Source organism: Sulfuricurvum sp. (genome assembly GCF_041651515.1).
GTDB lineage: Bacteria > Campylobacterota > Campylobacteria > Campylobacterales > Sulfurimonadaceae > Sulfuricurvum.
Genome location: NZ_JBAZJF010000002.1, coordinates 20582 through 44137, shown reverse-complemented (window position 1 = coordinate 44137; position 23556 = coordinate 20582). Strand labels below are relative to the sequence as shown.

Annotated in this window: 27 protein-coding genes and 1 pseudogene; 10 read left to right on the top strand and 18 right to left on the bottom strand. The window is 41.2% G+C overall.

Features of this window, described 5'->3' with window-relative positions:
- Positions 1-2: 2 nt before the first annotated feature.
- Positions 3-722, bottom strand: a complete 720-nt coding sequence (locus WC407_RS03345) for an outer membrane protein assembly factor BamD (protein ID WP_373021140.1) — start codon at positions 720-722, stop codon at positions 3-5.
- 127 nt (positions 723-849) lie between these two features.
- Here WC407_RS03345 and fliW point away from each other — a divergent pair, with 127 nt between their 5' ends.
- Positions 850-1239 (top strand): flagellar assembly protein FliW, encoded by a 390-nt coding sequence (gene fliW, locus WC407_RS03340; RefSeq protein WP_373021139.1) that lies wholly within the window; start codon positions 850-852, stop codon positions 1237-1239.
- A complete protein-coding gene (locus tag WC407_RS03335) occupies positions 1232-1990 on the top strand; it encodes a pyrroline-5-carboxylate reductase (protein ID WP_373021138.1) in 759 nt (252 codons plus the stop codon). The genes fliW and WC407_RS03335 overlap by 8 nt, the downstream gene beginning before the upstream one ends.
- Before the next feature lie 2 nt (positions 1991-1992).
- Here WC407_RS03335 and WC407_RS03330 read toward each other — a convergent pair whose 3' ends face one another.
- The 7 genes from WC407_RS03330 to WC407_RS03300 all read right to left on the bottom strand — a co-directional run bounded on the left by WC407_RS03330 (position 1993) and on the right by WC407_RS03300 (position 7046).
- Entirely contained in the window at positions 1993-2511 is a 519-nt protein-coding gene (locus WC407_RS03330; RefSeq protein WP_373021137.1) for a hypothetical protein, read from the bottom strand.
- Positions 2508-3038 carry a hypothetical protein gene (locus WC407_RS03325; protein WP_373021136.1) on the bottom strand — a complete coding sequence of 177 codons (531 nt, stop codon included), beginning with the start codon at positions 3036-3038 and terminating at the stop codon, positions 2508-2510. The genes WC407_RS03330 and WC407_RS03325 overlap by 4 nt, the downstream gene beginning before the upstream one ends.
- Entirely contained in the window at positions 3035-4060 is a 1026-nt protein-coding gene (locus WC407_RS03320; RefSeq protein ID WP_373021135.1) for a hypothetical protein, read from the bottom strand. Before WC407_RS03320 ends, WC407_RS03325 begins: the two co-directional genes overlap by 4 nt.
- Positions 4054-4887, bottom strand: coding sequence for a tyrosine-type recombinase/integrase (locus tag WC407_RS03315; protein ID WP_373021134.1), 834 nt, complete (start codon positions 4885-4887; stop codon positions 4054-4056). The genes WC407_RS03320 and WC407_RS03315 overlap by 7 nt, the downstream gene beginning before the upstream one ends.
- Positions 4884-5348, bottom strand: coding sequence for a DUF374 domain-containing protein (locus WC407_RS03310; protein WP_373021133.1), 465 nt, complete (start codon positions 5346-5348; stop codon positions 4884-4886). Before WC407_RS03310 ends, WC407_RS03315 begins: the two co-directional genes overlap by 4 nt.
- 154 nt (positions 5349-5502) lie before the next feature.
- On the bottom strand, positions 5503-6804 hold the full coding sequence (gene miaB, locus WC407_RS03305) for a tRNA (N6-isopentenyl adenosine(37)-C2)-methylthiotransferase MiaB (protein ID WP_373021132.1): 1302 nt from the start codon (positions 6802-6804) through the stop codon (positions 5503-5505).
- Positions 6804-7046: an HP0268 family nuclease gene (locus tag WC407_RS03300; RefSeq protein ID WP_373021131.1), complete on the bottom strand. Its 243-nt coding sequence runs from the start codon at positions 7044-7046 to the stop codon at positions 6804-6806. The genes miaB and WC407_RS03300 overlap by 1 nt, the downstream gene beginning before the upstream one ends.
- A gap of 170 nt (positions 7047-7216) precedes the next feature.
- Between WC407_RS03300 and nusA the strand changes: the two genes are divergently transcribed.
- Positions 7217-8344, top strand: coding sequence for a transcription termination factor NusA (gene nusA / locus WC407_RS03295; RefSeq protein WP_373021130.1), 1128 nt, complete (start codon positions 7217-7219; stop codon positions 8342-8344).
- A gap of 3 nt (positions 8345-8347) precedes the next feature.
- On the opposite strand, the gene WC407_RS03290 is transcribed toward nusA, so the two are convergent.
- Together WC407_RS03290 and WC407_RS03285 are read right to left on the bottom strand one after the other, a co-directional pair.
- Positions 8348-9301, bottom strand: a complete 954-nt coding sequence (locus WC407_RS03290) for an ABC transporter permease (protein ID WP_373021128.1) — start codon at positions 9299-9301, stop codon at positions 8348-8350.
- A gap of 75 nt (positions 9302-9376) precedes the next feature.
- A complete protein-coding gene (locus WC407_RS03285) occupies positions 9377-10687 on the bottom strand; it encodes an OprD family outer membrane porin (RefSeq protein WP_373021127.1) in 1311 nt (436 codons plus the stop codon).
- A gap of 250 nt (positions 10688-10937) precedes the next feature.
- Here WC407_RS03285 and WC407_RS03280 point away from each other — a divergent pair, with 250 nt between their 5' ends.
- The gene (locus WC407_RS03280; protein ID WP_373021126.1) at positions 10938-11426 is read left to right on the top strand and encodes a hypothetical protein; all 489 of its coding nucleotides are present in this window, start codon (positions 10938-10940) and stop codon (positions 11424-11426) included.
- A 77-nt stretch (positions 11427-11503) separates the two neighbouring features.
- Here the strand turns inward: WC407_RS03280 and fabI are convergent, their stop codons facing one another.
- Genes fabI through gap form a run of 4 tightly spaced genes read right to left on the bottom strand, consistent with a single transcriptional unit; the run spans position 11504 to position 15297 of the window.
- On the bottom strand, positions 11504-12328 hold the full coding sequence (gene fabI, locus WC407_RS03275; RefSeq protein WP_373021125.1) for an enoyl-ACP reductase FabI: 825 nt from the start codon (positions 12326-12328) through the stop codon (positions 11504-11506).
- Positions 12329-12334: 6 nt separating this feature from the next.
- Positions 12335-13054 (bottom strand): triose-phosphate isomerase, encoded by a 720-nt coding sequence (locus WC407_RS03270; protein WP_373021124.1) that lies wholly within the window; start codon positions 13052-13054, stop codon positions 12335-12337.
- 3 nt (positions 13055-13057) lie between these two features.
- Complete coding sequence (gene pgk / locus WC407_RS03265; protein ID WP_373021123.1) at positions 13058-14254, bottom strand: phosphoglycerate kinase; 1197 nt, start codon at positions 14252-14254, stop codon at positions 13058-13060.
- A 38-nt stretch (positions 14255-14292) separates the two neighbouring features.
- Positions 14293-15297 carry a type I glyceraldehyde-3-phosphate dehydrogenase gene (gene gap, locus WC407_RS03260; RefSeq protein WP_373021122.1) on the bottom strand — a complete coding sequence of 335 codons (1005 nt, stop codon included), beginning with the start codon at positions 15295-15297 and terminating at the stop codon, positions 14293-14295.
- 77 nt (positions 15298-15374) lie between these two features.
- On the opposite strand from gap, the gene nadD reads away from it, so the two are divergent.
- The 3 genes from nadD (at position 15375) to WC407_RS03245 (ending at position 17034) form a co-directional block, all read left to right on the top strand.
- Positions 15375-15920: a nicotinate (nicotinamide) nucleotide adenylyltransferase gene (nadD, locus tag WC407_RS03255; RefSeq protein WP_373021121.1), complete on the top strand. Its 546-nt coding sequence runs from the start codon at positions 15375-15377 to the stop codon at positions 15918-15920.
- A complete protein-coding gene (gene rsfS / locus WC407_RS03250) occupies positions 15904-16233 on the top strand; it encodes a ribosome silencing factor (RefSeq protein WP_373021120.1) in 330 nt (109 codons plus the stop codon). Before nadD ends, rsfS begins: the two co-directional genes overlap by 17 nt.
- Before the next feature lie 261 nt (positions 16234-16494).
- Positions 16495-17034, top strand: a complete 540-nt coding sequence (locus tag WC407_RS03245) for a YdcF family protein (RefSeq protein WP_373021119.1) — start codon at positions 16495-16497, stop codon at positions 17032-17034.
- Here the strand turns inward: WC407_RS03245 and pgaB are convergent.
- Positions 17031-18968, bottom strand: a complete 1938-nt coding sequence (gene pgaB / locus WC407_RS03240; RefSeq protein WP_373021118.1) for a poly-beta-1,6-N-acetyl-D-glucosamine N-deacetylase PgaB — start codon at positions 18966-18968, stop codon at positions 17031-17033. The genes WC407_RS03245 and pgaB overlap by 4 nt on opposite strands.
- 719 nt (positions 18969-19687) lie before the next feature.
- Here pgaB and WC407_RS03235 point away from each other — a divergent pair.
- Both WC407_RS03235 and WC407_RS03230 read left to right on the top strand, forming a co-directional pair.
- Positions 19688-20095, top strand: coding sequence for a hypothetical protein (locus WC407_RS03235; protein ID WP_373021117.1), 408 nt, complete (start codon positions 19688-19690; stop codon positions 20093-20095).
- Between the two features lie 220 nt (positions 20096-20315).
- Positions 20316-20513, top strand: coding sequence for a hypothetical protein (locus WC407_RS03230; RefSeq protein WP_373021116.1), 198 nt, complete (start codon positions 20316-20318; stop codon positions 20511-20513).
- A 16-nt stretch (positions 20514-20529) separates the two neighbouring features.
- On the opposite strand, the gene istB is transcribed toward WC407_RS03230, so the two are convergent.
- Positions 20530-21279, bottom strand: coding sequence for an IS21-like element helper ATPase IstB (gene istB, locus WC407_RS03225; RefSeq protein WP_373021115.1), 750 nt, complete (start codon positions 21277-21279; stop codon positions 20530-20532).
- 41 nt (positions 21280-21320) lie between these two features.
- Between istB and WC407_RS03220 the strand changes: the two genes are divergently transcribed.
- Positions 21321-21443, top strand: a complete 123-nt coding sequence (locus WC407_RS03220; protein ID WP_373021114.1) for a hypothetical protein — start codon at positions 21321-21323, stop codon at positions 21441-21443.
- 241 nt (positions 21444-21684) lie between these two features.
- On the opposite strand, the pseudogene WC407_RS03215 reads toward WC407_RS03220, so the two are convergent.
- Positions 21685-21885 (bottom strand): annotated as a pseudogene (locus WC407_RS03215) (hypothetical protein); the annotation flags it as partial.
- Between the two features lie 35 nt (positions 21886-21920).
- Entirely contained in the window at positions 21921-23249 is a 1329-nt protein-coding gene (locus tag WC407_RS03210; protein ID WP_373021113.1) for a carbohydrate porin, read from the bottom strand.
- Between the last annotated feature and the right edge of the window lie 307 nt (positions 23250-23556).

The window sequence follows — 23556 nt, the reverse complement described above, 5'->3', positions numbered from 1 at the left end:
TCTTATTTGCTTTCATTGTCGTCCATCGAAATAACACTTCGCGTTTTAGGAATCATAAACGCATACCAACTACTGCTTCCGTCACCCTCAAATATTTCACGATACCAAGGTACTTTAGCGACTGCAATCTCTTTTGGATCAATCCAGGTAACCGGAGCAATAGAGCGATAGAATATTGCCCCTTTCGGTTTATCTAAACGCTCATACAATTGTGCGATCTGTTCATTGAGAACCCCTTTTGCAAGTTGCAATTGCGTTTCCATGCTATTAACAAGCGGCATATAGGTTGAGTAAGGATAATTCATTTTAAATTCTCCTACCCCTTTGAGGGTATCATCAATCAATCCTTGATCACGTCCAGGATTAGGCAAAGCCAAAAATTTCGCTTTAATTTTCATAAATTCTGCATATTCACGCCCCTCAGGAGTAGCGTAACGGCGAATATACTCACCTAAAAAATGCTCCGAGAGCAAATACTCTTCATGCGCCATATGCGCTTGAGCCATAATCATTGTCGCTTCCGGTAAAAACGGGGAACTGACATGTTCACTCTGGAGCGAACTGTAATAACTGTCTGCTTTTTCAAGACTTCCATTTGAAACGGCTGTAACCATTTTTTCATACCAATACTCAGCAGGCTTATTAAACTCTTCGACCTCTTTACCACAACCGCTTAATAATACAAGGGTCATTACCGCTAAAATCCATGTCCGAATCATCATTAATTAAGGTCCATTTCGTTTTAAGTTGGAGCTATTTTACCAAAAAGAGATTAAACACGACTGCAAGACATTGAAACTTTTTAGATTGGTGTGTTAAAATCAGGATAATTTTACGATAGAGGTGCTCATGCAATTTGATTTAAAACTCCCCTTGCTCGGTTTCGAATCGGTAGAGAAAATGGAACTCAAAAAAATAGATGATATTTTCATGAGATTAGAAAGTATCGGAGAGGGGCCTTCGTTCACCCTTATCAATCCGTTTGCATTACGAGAGTATTCATTCGATATCCCCTCATCTGTTCAAGCCTTAATGGACATCACGTCTGAAAGTAATATTCTGATTTACAACATCGTAATTCTTTATAAGCCGATCGAAAAATCAACCATTAATTTTGTTGCTCCACTCATTTTCAATACCGACAATCAAACGATGGCACAAATTATAATCGATAACCGTGCCGATTTTTCAATTGCCGAAACGATTCAAACGTATCTCCACGGAACTGAAAATGGCTAATTCGATTACGTTTATCGGTAACGGAAAAATGGCTTTAGCTCTGGCTAAAGGGCTACAAGAAACTCATACTATTGAAGTGATCGGACGGAGTCATGAAGCACTGGAACGTTTCGAAGCCCTTTTAGGTTCCCCTGTCGAAAAAACCCTCTATACCGATGCCACGATAACCGAAAAAAAAATCATTCTTTGTGTCAAGCCCGCGAATCTGAGCGAAGTTGCCCCTTATTTAAAAGGTCAAGCCGATGTTCTCTATTCCGTCCTTGCAGGAACACCTTTGACCGCTTTGCATCTCATCGACGCGCGCCACTACTGCCGCGCGATGCCAAATTTGGCAGCAGAAGTGGGCGCATCTATGACCTCTTTGGTGGGCGACTCAACGCTACAGCCCTCTGCCATTGCACTCTTCAGCACTATCGGTTCTGTTTTATGGCTCAACAGTGAAAAAGAGCTCGATATTGCTACCGCACTCGCAGGAAGCGGTCCGGCATATCTCGCACTGATTGCAGAAAGCTTGTGTGACGGTGCCGTACGCGAAGGACTAAAGCGTGACGATGCCATGAATTTAATGCGCGGTCTTTTTAAAGGGTTTGGTGAACTGATCCAAACAACCCATCCCGCTTTACTGAAAGATGGTGTTATGAGTCCAGGAGGAACAACCGCTGCCGGATACGGTGCTCTCGAAAAAGCAGGTGTTAGGGAAGGGTGTATGGAGGCTATACGTCTAGCCCATGAGAGAGCAAAAAAGTTATGAAATTATTTCTCTTTTAGAGAACTATTATGAACTTTCATGGTAAAACTTGAACGGATTTTGTCATCATCGCGTTCAAAATGGATGGGAAAATTCACCCCAATGACCCAACTGCTTTTATTCACCTTCTCTAAAAAATGGTAAAAACTCTGCGGTGAGGTAATCTTCGAGGTTGCATTCACCTCATAAATTTTAAATGTTCCATTCGTATCTTGTGCGGTTATTTCAGTCAAATAAAGATCTTGAAACTCTTGTTTATTTTCCCGGGTAAAACGCTCTGCATCAAAAGGGGTATTAAATGCTTTAATCGTATGATGATTACGAGAGGTGAGATCTTTGAGTTTTTCATGGGTCTGGTCGTATCGTCTTTGAGCAAGCTCAAGTGCGAGAAACTCTTTTTTGCTCTCCAAACGAAGCGATCGGTACTCTTTTCCTTTGGGAATTAACAATAAAAATGAAAATGCAATGACACCCAAGAGCAATAAAGAGGAGAGGATAACCATCGTAAGCGTTTGGCGATTCATTCGACCACCTCCGTTTCATTATCATCGTCGTCTAAATAGTTGGTAGATACAAATCGGTACCATCCATTTTCAATCGGATAGAAGCTACTGTACGTACGATTAAAAATTGAGCGTAACGGTGCATGAAGAATATACTCATACGTCTCTTTATTCGGGGTCATACCGTATAAAACCAATGATTTTTCATCCAATTCCGCACGAGACAACGTGATCGTATCAGGGACAAGATCAAACAGATTACGGATACTCTCTTTCATCACCGTATTGTCGGTCATAACTTGATCGGAAATTTTTACCTCGCCGTCAATATGGATAATATCTGCCTCTATTTTTTTAGTCGCGTATTCCAAAGCAACCATTTTTTCAGTAATTGCAGCGCGTTCTTGAATAAAATCATACGTTTTGTACAATAAAAAAGAATAGGTTCCTACGAGCATCACAATGGTAACGGTGAAGAAAAAAAGTACCATCCGTAATTCGGTACTAATAAGACGCTTAAGACGAGGGGCAATAAAACTGTGCTTCATCCCCCCACCTCTTCTTGTGCTAAAGCGATTACTGCATCACCCAGATCAATTTTTCGGATCAAAACATTTAAAAATAACTCTTCTTCAAGATATCGTTTGAAATCGGCACCGCTGCCATATGCATCGGCAATATAGACCGTCTCGATAAAGCGGTTGTGACAATGTTCTCCTGCATAAAATTTAGAAAGCGTTTTTTGGATTAGTTCAAACCGCATAAAATCATCGTTAAATTGATCCATCTGCTCTTTGAGCTCTCCACCTTGAGGTTCGTGAGCCCGTTCTTCTTCCAATGTCGGTGCATCTTCACTAAATTCAGCAATCTCTTCTAACGCATCCAAATCTTCTATATCGCTCAAATCATCCAGTTCATCGATGATATCCAAATCGTCCAAACTTTCAATGTCATCGAGACGAATTCCTTTCTCTTCCTCTTCATGAACGGTATCGATAGCAAATCCTGCTACTGAGCTCTCTTCCATCATCATAAACGATGGATTTAAAGGATAATGATGCGCAAATTCAAGCTTTCCGTTGCCAAAAAAAGCTACCGAAAGTGAGTCTTTCTGAGCTAGCGCAAACATCGCAAAATCTCCACCGATTTTATCCGCAAAAAAATATTCAATTATCGAAAAAGGGGAAAAAATAAAATCTAATCCTACGGTTGCATAACGCGTTTTTAAAATATCAAGCTCTCGATAGGACGTATAAAGGGTCCACTTATCCTTTCGACAAAGTGCTTTTATACTGCTTTCATCACCATTTTCATGGATATCATACGAGATGCATCCCTCAATTGCCCCTTGATTTGGGTCCGGATTAAGCAATGCAATGTAATACAGAGGAGATTGTTCCGCGAATTTTTGTATGCAATTAAAAAATGCTTTAGAAGGTTCAGAATCTTCAAATCGTTTCTGCTCTTTTAAAAAAACTTTTTTATTTTTTATCCCGACTACACTTAGCTCATGTCCGTTTTCTGTCGGAAGAATAGCAATAAAAAATTTAGTATAAAAACGTTCTAACACTTAACGTCTCTTGCGCATAAAGGGTGGGATTTAAGGTAATTATCCATTTTTAGCGCACTTCCCAATTTGGTATAAATCTGCGTCGTTGCCATACTGGCATGTCCGAGTAATTCGCTAACATCGGCAATCCGAGCATGGTTGTTTAACAACTCCGTAGCATAGGAATGGCGCAACTGATGCGGGGTAACTTTTAGCCCCCTATTGTCGAATGCCTTAGTGATGATATATCTTAGACTATTTTCGCTTAATTTTTTGCCTTTCTCTTCGAAAACAAACTCATTCACGGGATGTCCGCTGTGATAATCACTCATCAAACGATAAACGTGTTCTATCATTGGTATATCACGTTCTTTTGACCCTTTACCGCTTACTCTGCACCATTGCACCGAAATATTTTCTACTCTCAAATTAGACAGCTCTGATATTCGAAGTCCAAGGGTATATAGAAGGGTTATTGCTAAGGCTGCCATTGGGGTAGCATGCAGAAGCGTTTGTGCTATGTGCTCATGAGATATAGGCTTAGGAAGTGTTTTAGGGATCTTGACACTCTCATCACCTCGCAAAAGAAACAGCTCTCCTTGCAGTGCACAATATTTAATAAAGCTCCGTATCGTACTGAGTTTTCGGGCAATGGTTTTAGGGCGGTGGGGGGAAATATGGAGTCGCAAAGGCATCAGATTAATTTCTTTTGTCTCTAAATCAATTTCGGCATAGGAAAGCATCTCATCAATCGACTCATCATAGCTTAATATGGTCAAGGGAGAATACCCTTTTATCCCCTCAAGATATTTTAGAAATTCCTCTTTTGAACGGGCTAAATGGTTCATGGCAGTGCATGCAGCATCAAAGCTTTTTTGATTTGTTCTTTCGCCTGATCCATATCTAATCCTTCTAAATCAATCGGTTCAGAAGCATAAAAATCAAGCGTACCGAAAGGCTTAGGTACAACAAATTTATCCCAGCTCGAAAGTTGCCAATAGCACGATGGCACACAGTGGTAAATAATTACTTTTGTCTGCCGCTTTTGTGCCATCACGACAACCCCATCATTTACTTCGTAACGCGGTCCTTTAGGGCCATCAGGAGTTATACCGATATCATACCCTTCCGAAAGCGCTTTAAGCCCTTGTAGTAATACTTTTGCTCCTCCACGCGTTGTGGAACCATGGATAGATCCAAGTGCAAAAAAACGTATAATACGAGCCATGATTTGACCGTCAAAATGTTCGCTGATAAGGACTTTTGCTTTGGGAAAACGACGGAATCGGTAATATAAATACGGTTGCATAAGTAAATCCCCATGCCAGCATGCAAAAATAACCGGTTCTTGGGGAATGGTCTGCGGAAGATGAAAACGTTTTTTGTTTGTAACATAAAGCAGGCGAATGAGAAGAGACCCAATCAAAGGGATGCTCCAAAGAGCAAAAGTACGCAATATCTTCTTACGCAATAATCTCTCCGTATTGGACGAGTCTGGATACCTCCGTAATTTTCACACGAGCTATTTTACCAAGCCACTCTTCGGACCCTTTGACTTTAACAGAGACGTTGTTGTCACTTCGTCCGGCAATAGTGCCGTCACTGCGGAGTTCTTCAAAATAGACCTCGACCTCTTTACCCAAAAGTTCCGCCTTGAATGAGTCAAGAATTGTGTCCTGATAAGCCTGTAACACGCTTAAACGATGAGATCCTATCTCAGGGTCAACTGCATTGGCGAATCCTTCCGCTTCGGTTAAAGGGCGAGGTGAGTATTTAAAACTAAAAATCTGCTCGAATCGTACTTGACGTAAAACATCCATCGTGTCGGCAAAATCTTCATCACTCTCTCCGGGAAATGCTACGATTATATCGGTACTGATGCTCACATCCGGGACCATCTCCCGAAGTTTCGCGGCACGGTTTAAAAACCACTCTTTCGTATAACCGCGCTTCATCGCTTTTAAAATAGCACTTGAACCGCTTTGAAGCGGCATATGCATTGATTTGCATATTTTAGGATTGCGGGCAAACTCTTCAATAAATTCATCGTCCATATGAAGCGGATGAGGAGAAGTAAATCGGATTCTCTCAACTCCTTCCACCGCACTTACACGGCGAAGCAATTCGGTAAAATTCACTTTCCCCTGATCTTCGGAGAAACGACGACCGTAGTTATTGACATTTTGACCGAGTAAGAAAATCTCTTTGGCTCCACTCATCGCCGCTTTTCGCGCTTCAGCAACAATCAAATCTGCCGGAATCGAGATTTCATCACCACGTGTTTTTGGGACAATACAAAAGGTACACTGCTTATCACATCCAATCGAAATATTGATATAGGCTTTATAGGGGCTGGTGCGAAAATCTTTAAACGCGAATTGAGATTCGTCATAATCAATCTCGATTTCAACCGCTTTATCGCGATGTAAAACATCACCGATTTTAGAAACATTACGTGCCCCTAAAACAAAATTGACATAGGGCGCGCGTTTAATAATCTCTTTACCTAAATGAGAGGCAGTACATCCGCATACACCGATTTTTGCACCCTCTTTTTTGAGCTTATTAAAAACACCCAGTTCGGAAAAAAGTTTATGAACCGGTTTTTCACGGACAGAGCAGGTATTGACAAGGATAAGATCGGCTTCCTGAGCATTATCGGTAAGTTCATACCCTTCCTGCGCATTCAGCTCAGCGATCATATGCTCCGAGTCGCGCACATTCATCGCGCACCCGAGCGTTTCGATAAAGAGCTTTTTGGACATTAGAGGATATGAACCTCATACATGTACTCATTCGCAGAAAGGCCAAAACGGACTTCGCGCATATAAAAACTCTTCCCTTCCCCTTCGAAGTGGTCTTGGAGGGCAAGAAGATCTTTATGTGAATTTTCACGATCGAAATAGAGAATAAGAGAATTGGTTTTCTCTACCATCTCTGTAATTTTTTTAAGATCGATTTTTTTAGGTTTAGTGTCGTGCTCGCTTCGGGCAATTTTCAATTCCATCGTGCATCCCTTTCTTCATCTTTTTTAGAGTTCTTGATATTGGGGGCATTGTATCTATGTTTCGATAAATATCCTATTAAGAGATTTTTTTGTATAATACTAACCCTTCATAAAAAAGACTTCCCTCCAATACCATTTTTTTATGAGTTATACCGAATAAGGATTTTATTGTGGAAAATATTTTAGATATTATAGATTCGATTGCCAATGAAAAAGGTCTCAGCAGAGACAACGTCAAAGAGGCCATTAAAACCTCATTCATCCAAACCGCTAAACGTTTGATCAATCCTACATTTGCTTTTGAGGCAGATATTGATGATCAATCCAAACAGGTTCAATTGCGCCAAATCATCACCGTTGTAGCAGATGATGCTCCTGAAGTCGAAGGAAATGATGCGGGTGCGTATATGACACTAACTGCCGCAAAAGAGATTGATGATGAAGCAGAAATCGGAGATCAACTCCAAATGGAACATGACATTGAGACCTATGGACGCAGCGCATTTGCAACCCTCCACCGCGAAATCGAATTTCATATCCAACGACTGGTGGAAAATGAACTCTATGACAAATACAAAAGCAAAATAAATCAAATCGTTTCAGGGCGTGTGACACGTGTAGATAACGATCAAAACACCGTTATCGAGATTGATGAGATCCGTGCAGTTCTCCCGATGAAAAGCCGTATCAAAGGGGAAAAATTCAAAGTCGGTGATGTTGTCAGTGCCATCGTTCGCCGCGTGAATGTTGACAAAGCAGCCGGCATTTCCATGGAACTCTCTCGTACTGCCCCTAAATTTCTCGAAGAACTTCTTGCACTCGAAGTGCCTGAGATCAAAGACGGTATCGTTGTAATCGAGAAATGTGCCCGTATTCCAGGTGAGCGTGCAAAAATTGCCCTTTATTCCAATCGTCCTCAGATCGATCCGATCGGTGCCACGGTCGGAGTACGGGGTGTACGTATTAACTCAGTCAGTGAAGAGCTTTGCGGTGAAAATATCGACTGTGTCGAGTACAGTGCCTCCCCAGAACTTTTTATCTCTCGTGCCATGTCACCGGCCATTATCAGTGCGGTTGTCGTTGAAGAGGGTGAAAACGGCGAGAAAAAAGCCATCGTAACGTTGCCAAGTGACCAAAAATCAAAAGCCATCGGAAAAAGCGGTATCAATATTCGTCTTGCCTCTATGCTTACCGGCTATGCGATCGAGCTCAACGAGCAAGGCGGTTCCGCACACGGTGAAGCCAAAGAAGAGAAAAAAGAGGGACTCAGTTCTCTCGAAGCACTTTTTGGAAATTAATTTTTACCGTTTCACAAATGGATTTAACTTCAACAATATCGCATCGGCAATTTGATTGCCGATCAGCGTTAAAAATGCACTCATCATCAAAATCCCCAATATCACCGGATAATCTCTGCTCATCGCACTGAGATAAAACAGCTGTCCCATCCCCTCAATCCCGAAAATGGATTCCAATATTACCGATCCGCCGATCAGTCCCGGCAATGAGAGTCCCAAGATGGTTATAACCGGAGGGAGAAGATTCGGAAGAATGTAACGACGAATCACAATCGATTCCCTGATTCCACGCGCTCGCGCGAAATAAATATAATCACTTTTTAGAATCTCTAAGGTTAAAGAGCGGATATACAGTACCAAACTCCCTACTCCGATAAATACCATCACAAAAATAGGTAAACACAAATGCCAGAGCATATCGAGATAATACCCTATCCCCGACGGAGGCTCAAGTGAGTGCAGTCCGTTAATAGGAAACCACCCTAACATAACGCTGAGGCTCATCATAAGGATCAAAGCAAGGTAATATGATGGCATCGCAAAACTGATCAATGAGAGTTGGGTTATTATCCTGTCCGCAGACGTTTCATAACGTAAAGCGGCTCTAATTCCCAACCATAATGAGACAACAAACGTCAAAAGAAGAGCAATACTATTCATCCATAATGTTACAGGCAGACGATCTTGTACCACCGTACTGACTTGCTCACCGCTCACAAATGAAATACCAAAATTCAAATGGGCAAGGTTGGCCGTCCAATCACGGTATTGCAGTAAAAGCGGTTTATCCAGACCATATATCGCTTTGAGCTGTGCTATCGTCTCCGGGGTCATATTCGGATTGAGTTCGCCCCCCATAAAGCTGTTGGGTGCTGCATGAATCGCCCCAAAAGAGATCAACGAAATGAGAAAAAGCATGAGCAGTGTATATAAAAAAGAGCGTAATAAAGATTTCATACAGCGATTATATCGGAAGAAAAAAGAAAGGGGAAGTGAAATCCACCCCAAGGAGGGGTGAAAGAAAAGAGAAAATTAGAACTTAAGTTTCAACATTGCAAGAACGCTGTCATAACGAGAGCCTGTTGTATTTCCTACTTTGATGTTTTGATCTTTAGCATCAGTGCTAATATATGCCAATGTCGCATTCAACGGTCCGAAATCTTTAGAAGCGGTCAATGCTGCTTCTTTCAAATCATGGTCATTAGCTCCACCCCAGCTGTTAGCTACATTTCCGCTAACCTGAGTGTAATATGCACCCAAGCTTACAACATCTTTGATCGCATATTCGCCTGTGACATTAAATGATTCAGCGCTTGGTGCACCTACATAACCGTAGTTCCAGTAAGCTTCAGTATACAATTTAGACTGAGATGTCCCATTAGCCGTTGCAACGTTAGCAATTTTCAAAGCACCGTCACGGTCAGCTTTTGAATACGCAGCTGAAACTTTTAGGTTTTCTACCCCTTCATATCCAAGTTTAAATGCATATGCTGAAGAATTGCTTGTTGCTGCATACAAATGACCTTTTTGATCCATTTGAGCGTATTGTGCTCCAATTTTAACCCCTTTTACAAGTGAACAAGCGATGTCACCTTGTAACCAGAAAGCATCCGCAACATTAGTAACATTGTAATACCATGCTTGCGCTGTAAGTGGTTTGAATGAGTTGTTAACAATCGCTGCTGCATATGCACCATCACTCATAAAAGTATTGAAATTTGCAGCACCTGCAACTACATTATCTATCCCAACAGGACCATTATATGCAGGATGAAGTGTGTTTGTACCGTTCCCTTTGCCAACCCATGCACCGACTAAAGTGGTATCAGGAATATCTTGGTTAATAAGAACAGCAGCTTCGAATGTATTTGGAACAATAGACCATTTTTCAGAAAATGCAAGTGGTGTATCAAGCTCCATACGTCCAATTTTAGCGGTTGTTTTACCAAGAGTTGCAGCTACCCATGCTTCACCGATCCATGATGCGTCATTTACTTGAACACCAACGCTTGCAGCTGTATTCGCAGCAGCACCATGGGCACCTGTCCATGTATTAGAAACAAGATTATTTTCAAGTCCAAGGGTACTCACTGCATAACCGGTTACACCGAAAGAAACACCTTTCATCAAATCACCAGTTACACCAACACGAACTGCAGTATCTGCGAAACTAGTCGTTTTATCAAAAAGACCACTTTTCGCTGTACCACCTACCGGAGTGTATTGCTTATTGTTTGTGCCATAATAAACACTTGCATCACCGTCTACTTTCATATTATCGATTGCAAATGCGCTTGCTCCGAGCAATACTGCTGCTGCAAGACTCATTTTTACTAACTTCATTGATTCTCCTTAAGTTTAGCTTGACCTGTGTTTTTGTTTCGTCGGAGACAATTCTAACGCCACTATTCTTAAACACAGCTGTGAAAAAAATATTTCATTTACTGCCCGTTTACTCGTTCACAATACCGTAAATTAGGGATATTACATTTTTGTCACATTTTTATTTAACCTAAAATCGAGCAATAATCCTCCACTTTATGGTATAGTTTGAGTTAGTACATATAAGTCAATAAAATCAAAGGAATCTATTATGATAACGCGTTATGCTCTCTTCGGCTCCGCTGTGTGCGCCCTTTTGCTCAGCGGATGTGCTGCTAACCGCATGGGCGTTACCCCGTCTCAAAATACCAATTTACAAGCGGTATCGCCAAGTGTCACTGCCGCATCGCAAGGGGGAGCTATGCAGCACAGTTTGGATAGCTGGCTCAAAGAAGAGTGGCTACCGATTAGCAAAGCGACCCCGATTGTAACCACAAAAACCGCTCCGGATGGGTCTGTTGTCGTTACAAAAACAAAAGAGACCCAGGTAGTTACTACTACAACCGCTCCGGACGGAAAAATGGTCACTACAACCGCCCAAATTGCCCCAGAACCAGAGAATGAAGAGCCTTTTACCCTGCAAAAATACGTTGATAAATGGAAAGTTTATAATGAGAATAAAGCAAAAATGAATGAAGGTAAACCGAAAGAGCCTTCTACTATTGATAAAGTCAACAGCTTACCGGTGATTGGAAAGTAACTTTTCGTAACGAAGATGTTTAATTTGGAAGATAATTCCGAATCTGCAATTGCGGATCATATCCGCAATAACCCAATTTATTCTCTAGAGTCCCAAATAAAGACACTTTTGCCTTCGCTGTTCTTCTCGACTGCCGCCATCCCCATAATATTATACCCGGCATCCACATAGTGAACTTCACCCGTTACACCGCTGGAGAGATCACTAAGAAGATACATTGCCGAGTTTCCGACCTCTTCGATTGTGACGTTTTTACGCAACGGAGCATTGGACTCGTTCCAATTGAGGATTTGTTTAAAATCACCGATGCCACTTGCCGCCAATGTTTTAATCGGACCGGCACTGATCGCGTTAACCCGTTGACCTTTCGATGCACCTAACTCGACTGCCATATAACGGACAGTAGACTCCAATGCCGCTTTTGCAACTCCCATAACATTATAGTTCGGGATATATTTTGGTCCGCCGAGGTAGCTCAACGTAATGATCGATGCACCCGGAGCCAAAACACTCTCAAGACGGTTCGTCAAATCGATTAATGAATAGACGGAAATATCCATCGCGATTTGAAATGCACTTTTAGATGTTTTCATAAACCCTTCGGTAAGTGCTTCTTTCGGAGCAAACGCTACCGAATGGACTAAAAAATCGATTTGGCCGAAATCTGCAGCCACCAAAGCGGCGATAGCTTCCATATCGGTTTCGTCAGAAACGTCCAGTTTATAAACCGGAGAGTTATTAAAACTCTCCGCAATCGGCTCAACCCGTTTTTTAAGAGGGTCATTCAGATAGGTAAACGCCATTTGCGCACCTTGCGCATGCAACGCCTGTGCAATACCGTATGCAATCGATTTATCATTAGCCAATCCGACGATAAGCCCTTTTTTACCATTCATCAACATATTATTTTATTCTCCTGTAGTAATATTTAATTCTGCCGCTTGAGCAACCATTGTGCAGAAATCGGATGCACTGAGTGCGGCAGAACCGACCAAGACTCCATCGACATTCTCAAGTGCCATAATTTCACCGGCATTCTCCACTTTGACACTTCCGCCATACAGTAGCGGTGCAGATGTCTTAGCCCGTAATGCGCTGTGCATCGCAACAATCTGATCATTGGTTGGAGTGAGCCCTGTTCCGATCGCCCATACCGGCTCATAAGCGATGATAAGATCAGGATATGCCGTATCGATACCTACCAGCTGCGTATCAATATAGTTCATCAAAGCATCATCACCCTGCTCTCGAATGGCTATTGGCTCACCAACACAATATATAATAACAAATCCACGCTCAGCAAAAAAACGAAATTTTGCCGTGACGCTCTCTTGCGTCTCTCCAAGAATATGACGACGTTCGCTATGTCCGATCAAAATGCTTTTAATACCAAACTCTTCAAGCTGTTCGAGTGCAATTTCACCGGTATAAGCACCATTTTGAACCGGATACGCATTTTGTACTCCAATCAAAACATTACGTGAAAGATGCTCCAATGCCGTGAATGGAGGAAATACCATAATGGTATCCGAGATATCGTTAGCAGTAACAAACGATTCAACTACCGCCATATAGGCTTGGGTCTCTTGACGCGTTTTATTAGCTTTAAAATTGGCGCATAAAATCATAATTTACCCTTTTTTTAGGAGAGGTTTAACCCCCGGCAAGATTTTACCTTCCAAAAGTTCCAGCGACGCACCGCCCCCGGTAGAGATAAAGGAAATTTCCTCATCTAAGCCGATTCGTTGTACCAAATCCGCCGTATCACCACCGCCAACAACTGTTGTGGCATAGGAATCGGCAACAAAATGGGCAATTTTGTTAGATCCACGTGCAAAACGATCCATCTCATAAACACCCATAGGACCATTCCAGAGGATCGTTTGGACATCGTTTAATACTTGACGATACAAACGTACCGTTGCCGGTCCGATATCCAAGCCCATCCAACCAGAAGGAATCTCCTGCACCGTACAAAGACGGCTAGCCGCATCCGGAGCAAATTTTTCTGCGGCAACAACATCGACCGGAAGATAAAATTTAACCCCTAGCCGTTTTGCCTCGGCCATAATATTAAGTGCTTCCTCTAACAAATCATCTTCAACGAGTGAATTACCCACATTATATCCCAGTGCCTTTAGAAACGTAAACGCCATTCCGCCACCGATAAGAACCTTATCCACTCTCGGCAGGAGGTTGATTAATGCTTCGAGTTTACCCGATACCTTTGAACCACCCACAATCGCCGCAAACGGTCGAACGGGACGTTCTAAAAGGGTACTGAAAAATTGGATCTCTTTTTGGAGTAAAAAGCCTGCTGCCTTATGTGCATCATCAAAATGTGCTGTTATCCCTTCTACCGAAGAGTGTGCACGATGGCTAACACCGAATGCATCATTAATATATACTTCTGCCATAGAAGCGAGAGATGCGCTTAGCGCAGGGTCATTTTTCGTCTCCCCTTTTTCAAAGCGTAAATTTTCCAATAACAATATCTCTCCGCTTTTAAGCGCTTTGGCAAGGCTCATCGCACTCGTCCCTACAACATCTTCAGCCATCTTAACATCAACTCTAAGCAGTTGGTTTAAACGGCGGGCAATAGGTGCAAGAGAATATTTTGGGTCCACTTCCCCTTTGGGACGGCCGAAATGGGATGCCAAAATAATGGCACAACCTTGATCCAAACAAAATTGAATCGTCGCAATTGCAGAACGGATACGGCGATCGTCGTTAATATTGCCGTAATCGTCTATAGGGACATTAAAATCACATCGGATAAATACTTTTTTATTTTTGATGTCACAATCTTTGATACTGAGTAGCTGCATATTTTCCTCTTACTGTAAGATTAAAATTTTATCTTTTTTTATTGTTTACTTATAAACAATGCCATCTCTACGATTCGATTGGAATAACCCCATTCATTATCGTACCATGCCATTACTTTGATGAGATTTCCGTCAATCACTTGAATCAGATCATCGGCTACTGTAGCACTGAAAGATGATCCTACAAAATCTTGTGAAACACGAAAACGCTCATCCACTTCTAAAAGTCCTCTCAACTCCCCGGTTGCGGCAGATTTGAAAAGATCACTTACCTCTTGAACACTCGTATTGCGCCCTACCAGAACATTAAGATCCACCATCGAAACATCAGGGGTGGGAACACGGACACTTTGTCCATGCAATTTCCCCTCTAAGTTCGGAAGGACCAAGGCAAGTGCTTTTGCCGCTCCTGTCGTGGTAGGGATCATATTTATCGCCGCCGCGCGTGATCTGCGTATATCTTTGGTGTGGGCAACATCCAAAATATTTTGATCATTCGTATAGGCATGAATCGTTGTCATCAACCCTTTTTCAATCCCAAACGCCTCATCCAATACTTTTGCAATCGGCCCGAGACAATTGGTCGTGCATGATGCATTCGAGATGATACTCTCACCTGCGTATAAATGCTCATTAACTCCCAATACGAATGTCGGGATTTTAGGATCTTGCGTCGGGGCGGAAAGAATCACCTTCTTCACCCCTTTATTCAAATGATGACGCGTTGTCTCACCGGTCAAAAATAATCCGCTGCATTCAAATACAATATCTGCACCGCATGCACCGAAATCAAGATTCTCAGGATTTTTTTCACAAAAAATCGGCACTATCGAAGAACCGATTTGCAAACAATTTCCCTCCACAATTTTGACATCCGCATCAAATGCGCCATGTACTGAATCATTTTGTAATAAATAAAGAATCATATCGATGGAGGCCATGTCGTTAATCCCAACCAGCTCGACATCCGAGCGTGCAGAGATAACGCGGGTGACACAACGACCGATTCTTCCGAAACCGTTAATAGCGATCTTTAATGCCATACCTTTTGTCCTACAACCATAATAGGGGGGATTTTACCAAAAATCGGTTATAATTTCGATTAAAAGAGGCACGGAGTATGAATATTGCGCTTTACGGCGGCAGTTTTGATCCTCCTCATATCGGTCATGTACGCGTTGTAGAGGCTGCTTTGGCAGTTTTGCCAATCGATCGGCTCATCATCGTTCCGGCGTATAAAAATCCGTTTAAACAGAGCATTTATGCCCCTGCAAATAAACGATTGGAATGGCTGAGAAAGCTCTTCGCGGATATCCCTAAAGTCGAGATCAGCGATTTTGAGATCCGTCAAAATCGAAGTGTCACTACCATCGAAACGGTAGAGCATTTTCACCATTTTTACGAGATAATTTACCTCATAATCGGGGCAGATAATCTCGAAAAACTCTCTCAATGGCACCGTTATGAAGAGCTAACAACTCTTGTCCATTGGGTTGTGGCAACGCGGGGAGAGAGTATTATCCCAGATGGGATGATACGGCTTGAGGTAAATGCACCGATCAGCTCAACCGAGTGCAGAGCGTTGACCCGCTCATCTGGATTACATCCGGCAATCGACCAAGATATTATTACCACCTATAAGGAAAATTATGAACCCAAGAATTGAAAAAATCAGTGCGGTTTTAGACCAAAATAAAGCCGAAGCCATCGAAGTCTTTGACTTAGCCGGAAGTGATTACTTCGCAGATTATGTCATTCTCGCCTCATCATTGGGAGAGCGTCACACTATCGCCCTGCTCGATCACTTGAAAAGAGGGCTTAAGCCTGAAGAACAATTTTTGTATGTTGATGAAAGCGGCGATTGGGTTGCTATTGATTTGGGAGACATCCTTATCCATATTCTCACACCGCAATACCGTGTTAAATACGATTTGGAAAGTTTTTTAACGGAACTTACAGAACGTAAAAACAAGAAATAATCATCTTAGAAATAGTGCTAAGCTGATAAATACTTCATGTTTTTAATCAAAAAGAGTATTGCACTTTTTTTAATGCCTTTTCCTATCTTTCTTATGTTAGTGGGAGTAGGATTGTATTATTGGCATCGAAATAATCAAAGATACGCGAAAAGAACACTCCTTTTTGCAATAATGTGGATTAGCTTACTCTCTTATGCCCCTTTTTCAGCTCTTCTATTATCCCCCTTAGAACATTCAAACACAAAGATCTCTTTTCCCCTAATGCAGCCGGTTCCAAAATATATTCACGTACTGGGAAATGCTCACGTCGAAAACAGTGCACTTCCGCTTTCCTCACAGTTAAGTTATGCCTCTTTGACCCGTGTTATCGAAGGAGTATCCATTTACAACACCTATCCAAAGATGAAAATTATTTTTAGCGGATATGGTGGTGATGAACCGGTATCCAATGCTCGGAAAAACAGTCAATTGGCGATCCGACTAGGGGTTAATGCTAATGATATTATTCTGTTGGAAAATGCCAAAGATACTGAAGAAGAAGCAGTTCAGTCCAAAAAGATTGTAGGAAACGAAAAAGTTATTTTAGTGACTTCGGCTTCACATATGCCTCGTGCTTCCACTCTTTTTAAAAATGCAGGTGTGGAGACTATTAATGCACCAACAGACTTTCAAGTAAAAAAACAAGATACACTATGGCAACTCCCTTCTGCTGAGGGGTTAATGCGTTCAGAAGCAGCGTTTCATGAATATTTAGGAATGGCTTGGGCTAAGATACAAAGAATCGTATCTCCTGAGAATTAATGCAATATAGGAGTACTTGGCATTAACTCATGCATACGTACCGGTTTTTGAGAAAACGCTTGATTCATCATATCGGCATCAGGGTTATTGGTATACACACTCTCAGGATAATATGCAATATGATGAACACCTAAAGTGTATAAATGTCTTATAGTCTGATCCAATTCTTGAGAAGAAATCGGCTCATTAGCTTTTCTCCAATTCACCGTCTGCAGCTCGATTACCGTACGTTCCAGTCCGCACTGTTCTTCTTTTACGTGTTTGACTATTTCATCATAAAACTTTTGGGCATCAGGGGCTTCTTCCATATAGGGCATTGCCATAATAGCGGTATAGTCATAATTCTTTATCGACTCGTGCAAGCTTTGGGCATACCACTCTTCAGAGTTGTTATTGAGTGCAACTTGCGCATACAGGTTTCGTGCTGTTTTGAGCCCCGGTTGCTCGTCTCTTAGAATTTGCGCTAATTGCATTGCAAACGCATCCAAATAGTGTGTTTTCAGTTTAGTCCATTGCTGAAATTGTTGTCGATCCGTTCTGATTTGAGTAACACTTGGCGCCAATCCCCACTTCTTATATTGCTTATGGGCAAATACACTGTCATCTTCAAAATCGGATAACGTTACGTCATCATGAAATAATATTCCGTCAATATAGGCTGACTTTGCCAAATCTTCATAAATTTCTTTAATGACTTTGCGCGCTTTAGGTGAAAATGGGGATAATCTCGGATATCCCATATTGAGATGAGTCGGATCAACTTGCAACGTCACGACCATATCTTTGGCCGCCGGATTGTTTTTCGGTAATTGCCAGGCGATCATGGGCATCCATGCATAAAGGCGTTTTACTTGTGTCTGTGTTGCAATTTGCCAAGCTACTCGATTAAATAAATCTGCACGCATGGGTATATGTCGATTGGGAAAATAGACATAGTCCGCAGCACCATTGGCATCAGGATCGGCAAACGCTTGCAGATAAACCGTATTGACCCCCAGTTTTTTAATGCGCTCTAGCAATAAGGCAATATTTTTTTCCTGTTGGATCGGATCGGCATCATAAAGATAATCCATATCGATATGAGCCGCTTTGGTCGTGCGATCATCGTCAGTCAAATTGGCATTTCGCGACCACATATTGTGTTGCAAATCTTTAAGACTCATTTGTCCCTCTACCAATATACGCCGAAATCCCCATAAGGGGGTAATGCGGGTATTGCTCCCATCATCTAACGTTAATCCTATGGGCATACCTAAGCGCTCTGCAATGCGACGCACCTCGATATTGTAATGTCCGTACGGCCACACCATGACGCGAGGTTTTTGTCCCGTATAGCGCTCTAAAAAAACATTATTTTCCAATAGGTCATTATAAATGCGTTGCTGATAACTTTTTTCATCTTCATATGTTTTAGTATCACGAAACCACAGACGCGTGGTAAGGGCCGGTTCCATATTGCCTTGCGGATTACCTTGTATTCCTTCATGAAATAAATAGCTATGACTGGCGACCTCTACGAGGCCGCTACCAACCATCTCTTTGATATGAGCTTGACTTAAAAACTTATTACGTGCAATTATATGCCCACTAAAATCTACTTTCTTTTCGTTCTGTAGCCAACTACCGACGAGGGCAATGACACTCGGGATTCTGTATTTTTTCAAAATCGGATAGGCATTGGTATAAACCGACTCATAGCCATCATCGAATGTAATCAAAACAGCATTAGTGGGCAACGGCTTTCCAGCTTTACGATAGGCTAAAATATCATCTATTCCGATAAAGTGATACCCGTTATCCATTAACCAATGTATCTGCCGATCAAAATTCGACGGAGTTACCGCATACGTTGAATCAAGCGTTTCACTTTTATCTGCTATTTCATGATAACTTAGGATGGTAAACTCGTTAACATTTTGATCTCGACTACACATGTTAGGCAGATTATTTGCTATAGCATAACTGTTTGCAACAGTGATTAATGCAAAAATTATTTTCAATATTGATTTGAGCATAAATTTATCCCTATATAAACCTTCACAGTAAGCTCGTAAAAGCTAGGCTACAGTAAAAATCGAGTTTTAGATGGGCATCATACTATGTGATGTGTGAAGTAAGCGTGAAGTGAAGAAGGGTATTAAATGGGAATAATAATTACGGTGTTTGTAAGTGGTGCGCCCGAAGGAATTTGAATCCCTGACCACCGGTACCGCAAACCTAACAGCTATTATTTCTTAAGATTCATATCACTTCCTTTAAGCCCTATTTACTAGCTGCGAGGATTGTTTTCCATATTGCTTCGGTCTCCGACCTGTCGGTGCAACAACCCCTTATTTGACGAACAAGCAAAGCTTGTCCGCCAAACAAGGAAACCTTTCCACCTCGGCTCTACGCCTACACAATATGGAGGTGGGTTTGTTTTTTATTTGACAGGTATCAACTACAGAGATATGATGATACGGATTTATCGCGGAACATATAGGGGTGGTTCTTCACACCCCACCGAGATGTCCTGCGGTCCCAGAAATTAAGTCGCAGCTTGTCTGCGACTTAATTTGGTTCAAGAGCAGGACTGCAAGCTCAATGCATGTGGAGATACATACCCTAAGAGCCTATTGGATACAATACCATCATAATACAGATAGGTGAGATATTGGGTTCAAAAAATAGAATTTTCTTAGGATTTGTAGCCGCATTGATCCTGCACCATCATCGTAACACGTTTCAAAAAACGATCTATATGAGTAAACGTGTACAGCAGAAAATCAAGCTCAAACATACTGAGATGTTTATTTTTACCGATCAAATCAATTTTGTCCGTTTAATGGAAGCGACGGTTGGATATTGCGAATACGATGAACATACGATCAACTTCATAGCTCATATTGAAGAGAGCGACAAATACATCCTATATTCATTGAAACAAGAAAAATTCCATACGATATGCAATACAATCTTTTCTCTTAGACCAGATACATTAAAACATTACTACAAACAAGATGATTTTAAATTGTTGAAAAGTGGATATGGGAAAGTAATCGAGGAGTATATAAAAGCTTAAGTCCAGTGACCAAACTGGAATCTCTTAACCGTATCACTACTATCCCTAGCAGCGGGTATCTATCAATCATGGCTTTAGCTGTGTTCTACTTCTAAAGCTGTAATCGTATGGAAGGTCAATCTCCACCTCTTAAGCTCCGTGTTCGTTATTGTATCAGAAGATCGATTAAAAAGTGAATAATTTCAACACTTCAACCTCACTACAGATACCTAAGCCTTTAATGACATATTGGAATTCCATGATACTTCCTATGGAAGAATTGCCGCATACACGTGGTTCTCATAAATTTTTAGAGCCACAAACAAGTGAATTTCTCAAAGTATGGAACTTCAGTCTGCGACGATTATATTTATGTGATAATGGTTCAACTGCTGACGTCGGAGTATTCGGAAGGGTGAAGCGGTGTGAAACCGTCTGAGTGAGTATTAGAATGTTTATGCGAAATCGTTAGTCAGGGCTTTAGCTTTTCGCATAGAATCACCTTCTATTTCGATACGGTGAGACGAGTGAACAATACGGTCCAACAGTGCATCGGCGATGGTGGGATTATTGAGGATGTCGTACCACTCTTTAACGGGAAGCTGAGAGGTGATGATGGTCGAATTGATTTCCGTTCGATCTTTGATGATCTCAAACAGTGATGCCGCTTCATCACCTGATAACGGCGTCATAGCAAAGTCATCTAAGATGAGCAGATGAAACCGTGAAAACTTTTTGAGTAGATTGGTATAGGTGCCGCTGTGCTTGGCTATACGGATCTCTTCGAGTAGTGTACCCGTACGGATGTAAAAAGCTTTGAATCCCTGACGAACGGCTTTATTGGCGAAAGCCTGTGCGATATAAGATTTGCCGGTGCCGGTTTTTCCGGTAATGATAATATTCTGACGATGTGCAATAAAGTCGAGTGATGCAAGTGAAAGTATCTGTGCACGATTGAGCTTACGCTTGGGATTATAGTTAATCAGCTCAATAGTGGCTTGTTTGTCTTTGATACGGGAGAACTTGAGATTAAGGGTGGTCCGTTTGTTGTTGAGATACATCTCCTGCGCATCCAGTAAAAGTGAAATACGATCTTCGAAACTAAGTCCAGAATAATTGACATCTTCGCTCTGAGCCATATAGGCTTGTTTCATCCCCTGCAATGCAAGGTTCTCAAATTTATGGGTGACGGCAACATGTACCATCAAAAAGACTTTCGAAAATTAATGAAAGGAGGTGATTCAATATGATAAAAGTGATTTTGATAGCATTATTTGCTTTAGCAGTTAATGCTAATGCTTACATGTGTAAAGAAGTTTTTGTTTCTGATCCAAATGGCGGTTCTCGTTGGGTAACTGTTTGTAATTAATAAATAGTTACGTATGGTATCTTCATTTATGAAGGTACCGTGGCAACCGTGATAAATGTAATCAAAAGAGCCCTTAAGCTTTATAACTGCACTATCTCTCGCATACTTTTACTTTGAAATATTTTTTCACTCATCAATTCGATCTCACTACAATATCTTCATATGTATAAACACCGAAGAAAATCAATATCATATATCCCTAACCCTTTCAATCCGAAAGGGGACTGTTGATCGTCATGTACTATTGATTAGATTCAGTCAATGGCTCTAACGGGGTAGATTCGAAGAATTGAGCTATAGGGATGTCGAGTACAGCAGATATTTTATATAGGTGTTCGAGATTAAAGTGTTTACGATTGTAATATAGCTCCGCAACAGAAACGAGTCCAACAGATTTAAGACCCATTTCAGTCGCTAATTTGAGCTGACTGTACCCTTTGGCTTTTCTGAATTTTTAAATTCTTTCCTTCATTAGTTCTAAAATTCCATATGTAAACGAATACCGTAAATGTTAATAGGACCGCGGTCACTATTGTATGCAGGATTTATAATATGCTGATAATCGAGTGACATCCAAATATTTTTATTGATGCGAGCACTATAATAAGTTTCAAGAATTTGTTCTTGATGATAGTTGATTTTTCCATCTCCAATCATAAAATCCATTCCGCCTTGCGCAAGATATTCACGATGAATTTTTGATAAATTATTCAAAGCGACTGCAATACCGAAGGTATCATCTTTCCGCTTCCAGTTTGTTCCTTGAATAGAAACACCTCCGGAAAGTGATTCATCTATCTCTGCGAATGAGTACATTTCTGTTTTACCGTCACACCAGCTATAACGCCCAAAAACTCCTATATCATCCGATAACGACTGTTCAAATCCGACTTCGTAACCAGATTTTGTATGTTCATTCCGTACTAAAGTTTGATCCGGAGTTTCTGAAGAAGCTTGTCCCAAGATAATAGCATCTGAATAAGATCCCATTTGCATTTTATTGAGAAATACCAAGGCGCGAATCTTTCCTGGCTGAGAAGCAATACTATGTGCATGCTCAACTTCTATTTGATCTCCATAATGTGTCAAAAAATGTGAATCCAATGCAAGGCCGTTAGGAATTATAGGCTCTTTAAAGCGCCCAATCCGATAAACCCAGTCATAATCATAATACTCGAGTGCCATACCTTGATCATAGCCACGAATATCAGCGGCATAATCGTATGCACCGCCCGACATTAATGACCAATTCATAAATTGAGTGCGAGGATTGTGTGAATATTTATTATTGTCAAAGATATCCGGAAGAGCCAATTTACCGACTGTTAAGACTATTCGTTGACTTGATACGCTTCCAGCAAGTTGCCCGGCTCCAGAAGCTACAGTTGTAGAGTCTCCCTCTAAATTCCATGTTTGTCTAAAAAACAACTTTGCAATATAAGATTTAGGTTTTTCACTTCCGCCTCTTTGGTTTTCACCGTTTGACAATCCACCAAGACCTGTCATACCAGACATCATCTTTGTTGAAAACATCTCAGGAGTAAAGTATATTTCACCGCCATCCCAAGCTCTAACACCAAATGTCGGAGAGATACTAACAGAGTATGTACTTTCGCTCTCAGGCAATATACTGTGAATATTATCACCATAAACGCCATAAGGTGCATTAATAGATGGCTTATATTGCCAAATGGAAGTCGTCTGAAGACTTGCATTCCATGGCTCAAGTGTTGTTGCATAATCCTGAGCATAAAGACTTCCAGTAAGTATCATGCTCACTAGAGAATATAGAGGGATATTTTTCACTTATTTTCCTATTGATAATAATTATTGATTGCAATAGTATAGGAAAGCAGTGCATTTGTCAATAACAATAACTATTATCATATTAAAAGTATCTAAAAAATACTGCTAATTGTTCTTTCTTTTGATGGTATCTTTAGTAGATGTAGTTTCAGCAGTTCAAAAAGACTCACATCGAGTTGGAGGTTATAATAGTCATGGTAAAGGTAGTCACTATATTAGTGGAGGCTAATGCTATTACACAGGGAAAGTAGCTTTTACGCTACTCTTCCGACCTCTACAGCCTCAAATAATCAATCATACCAACTTC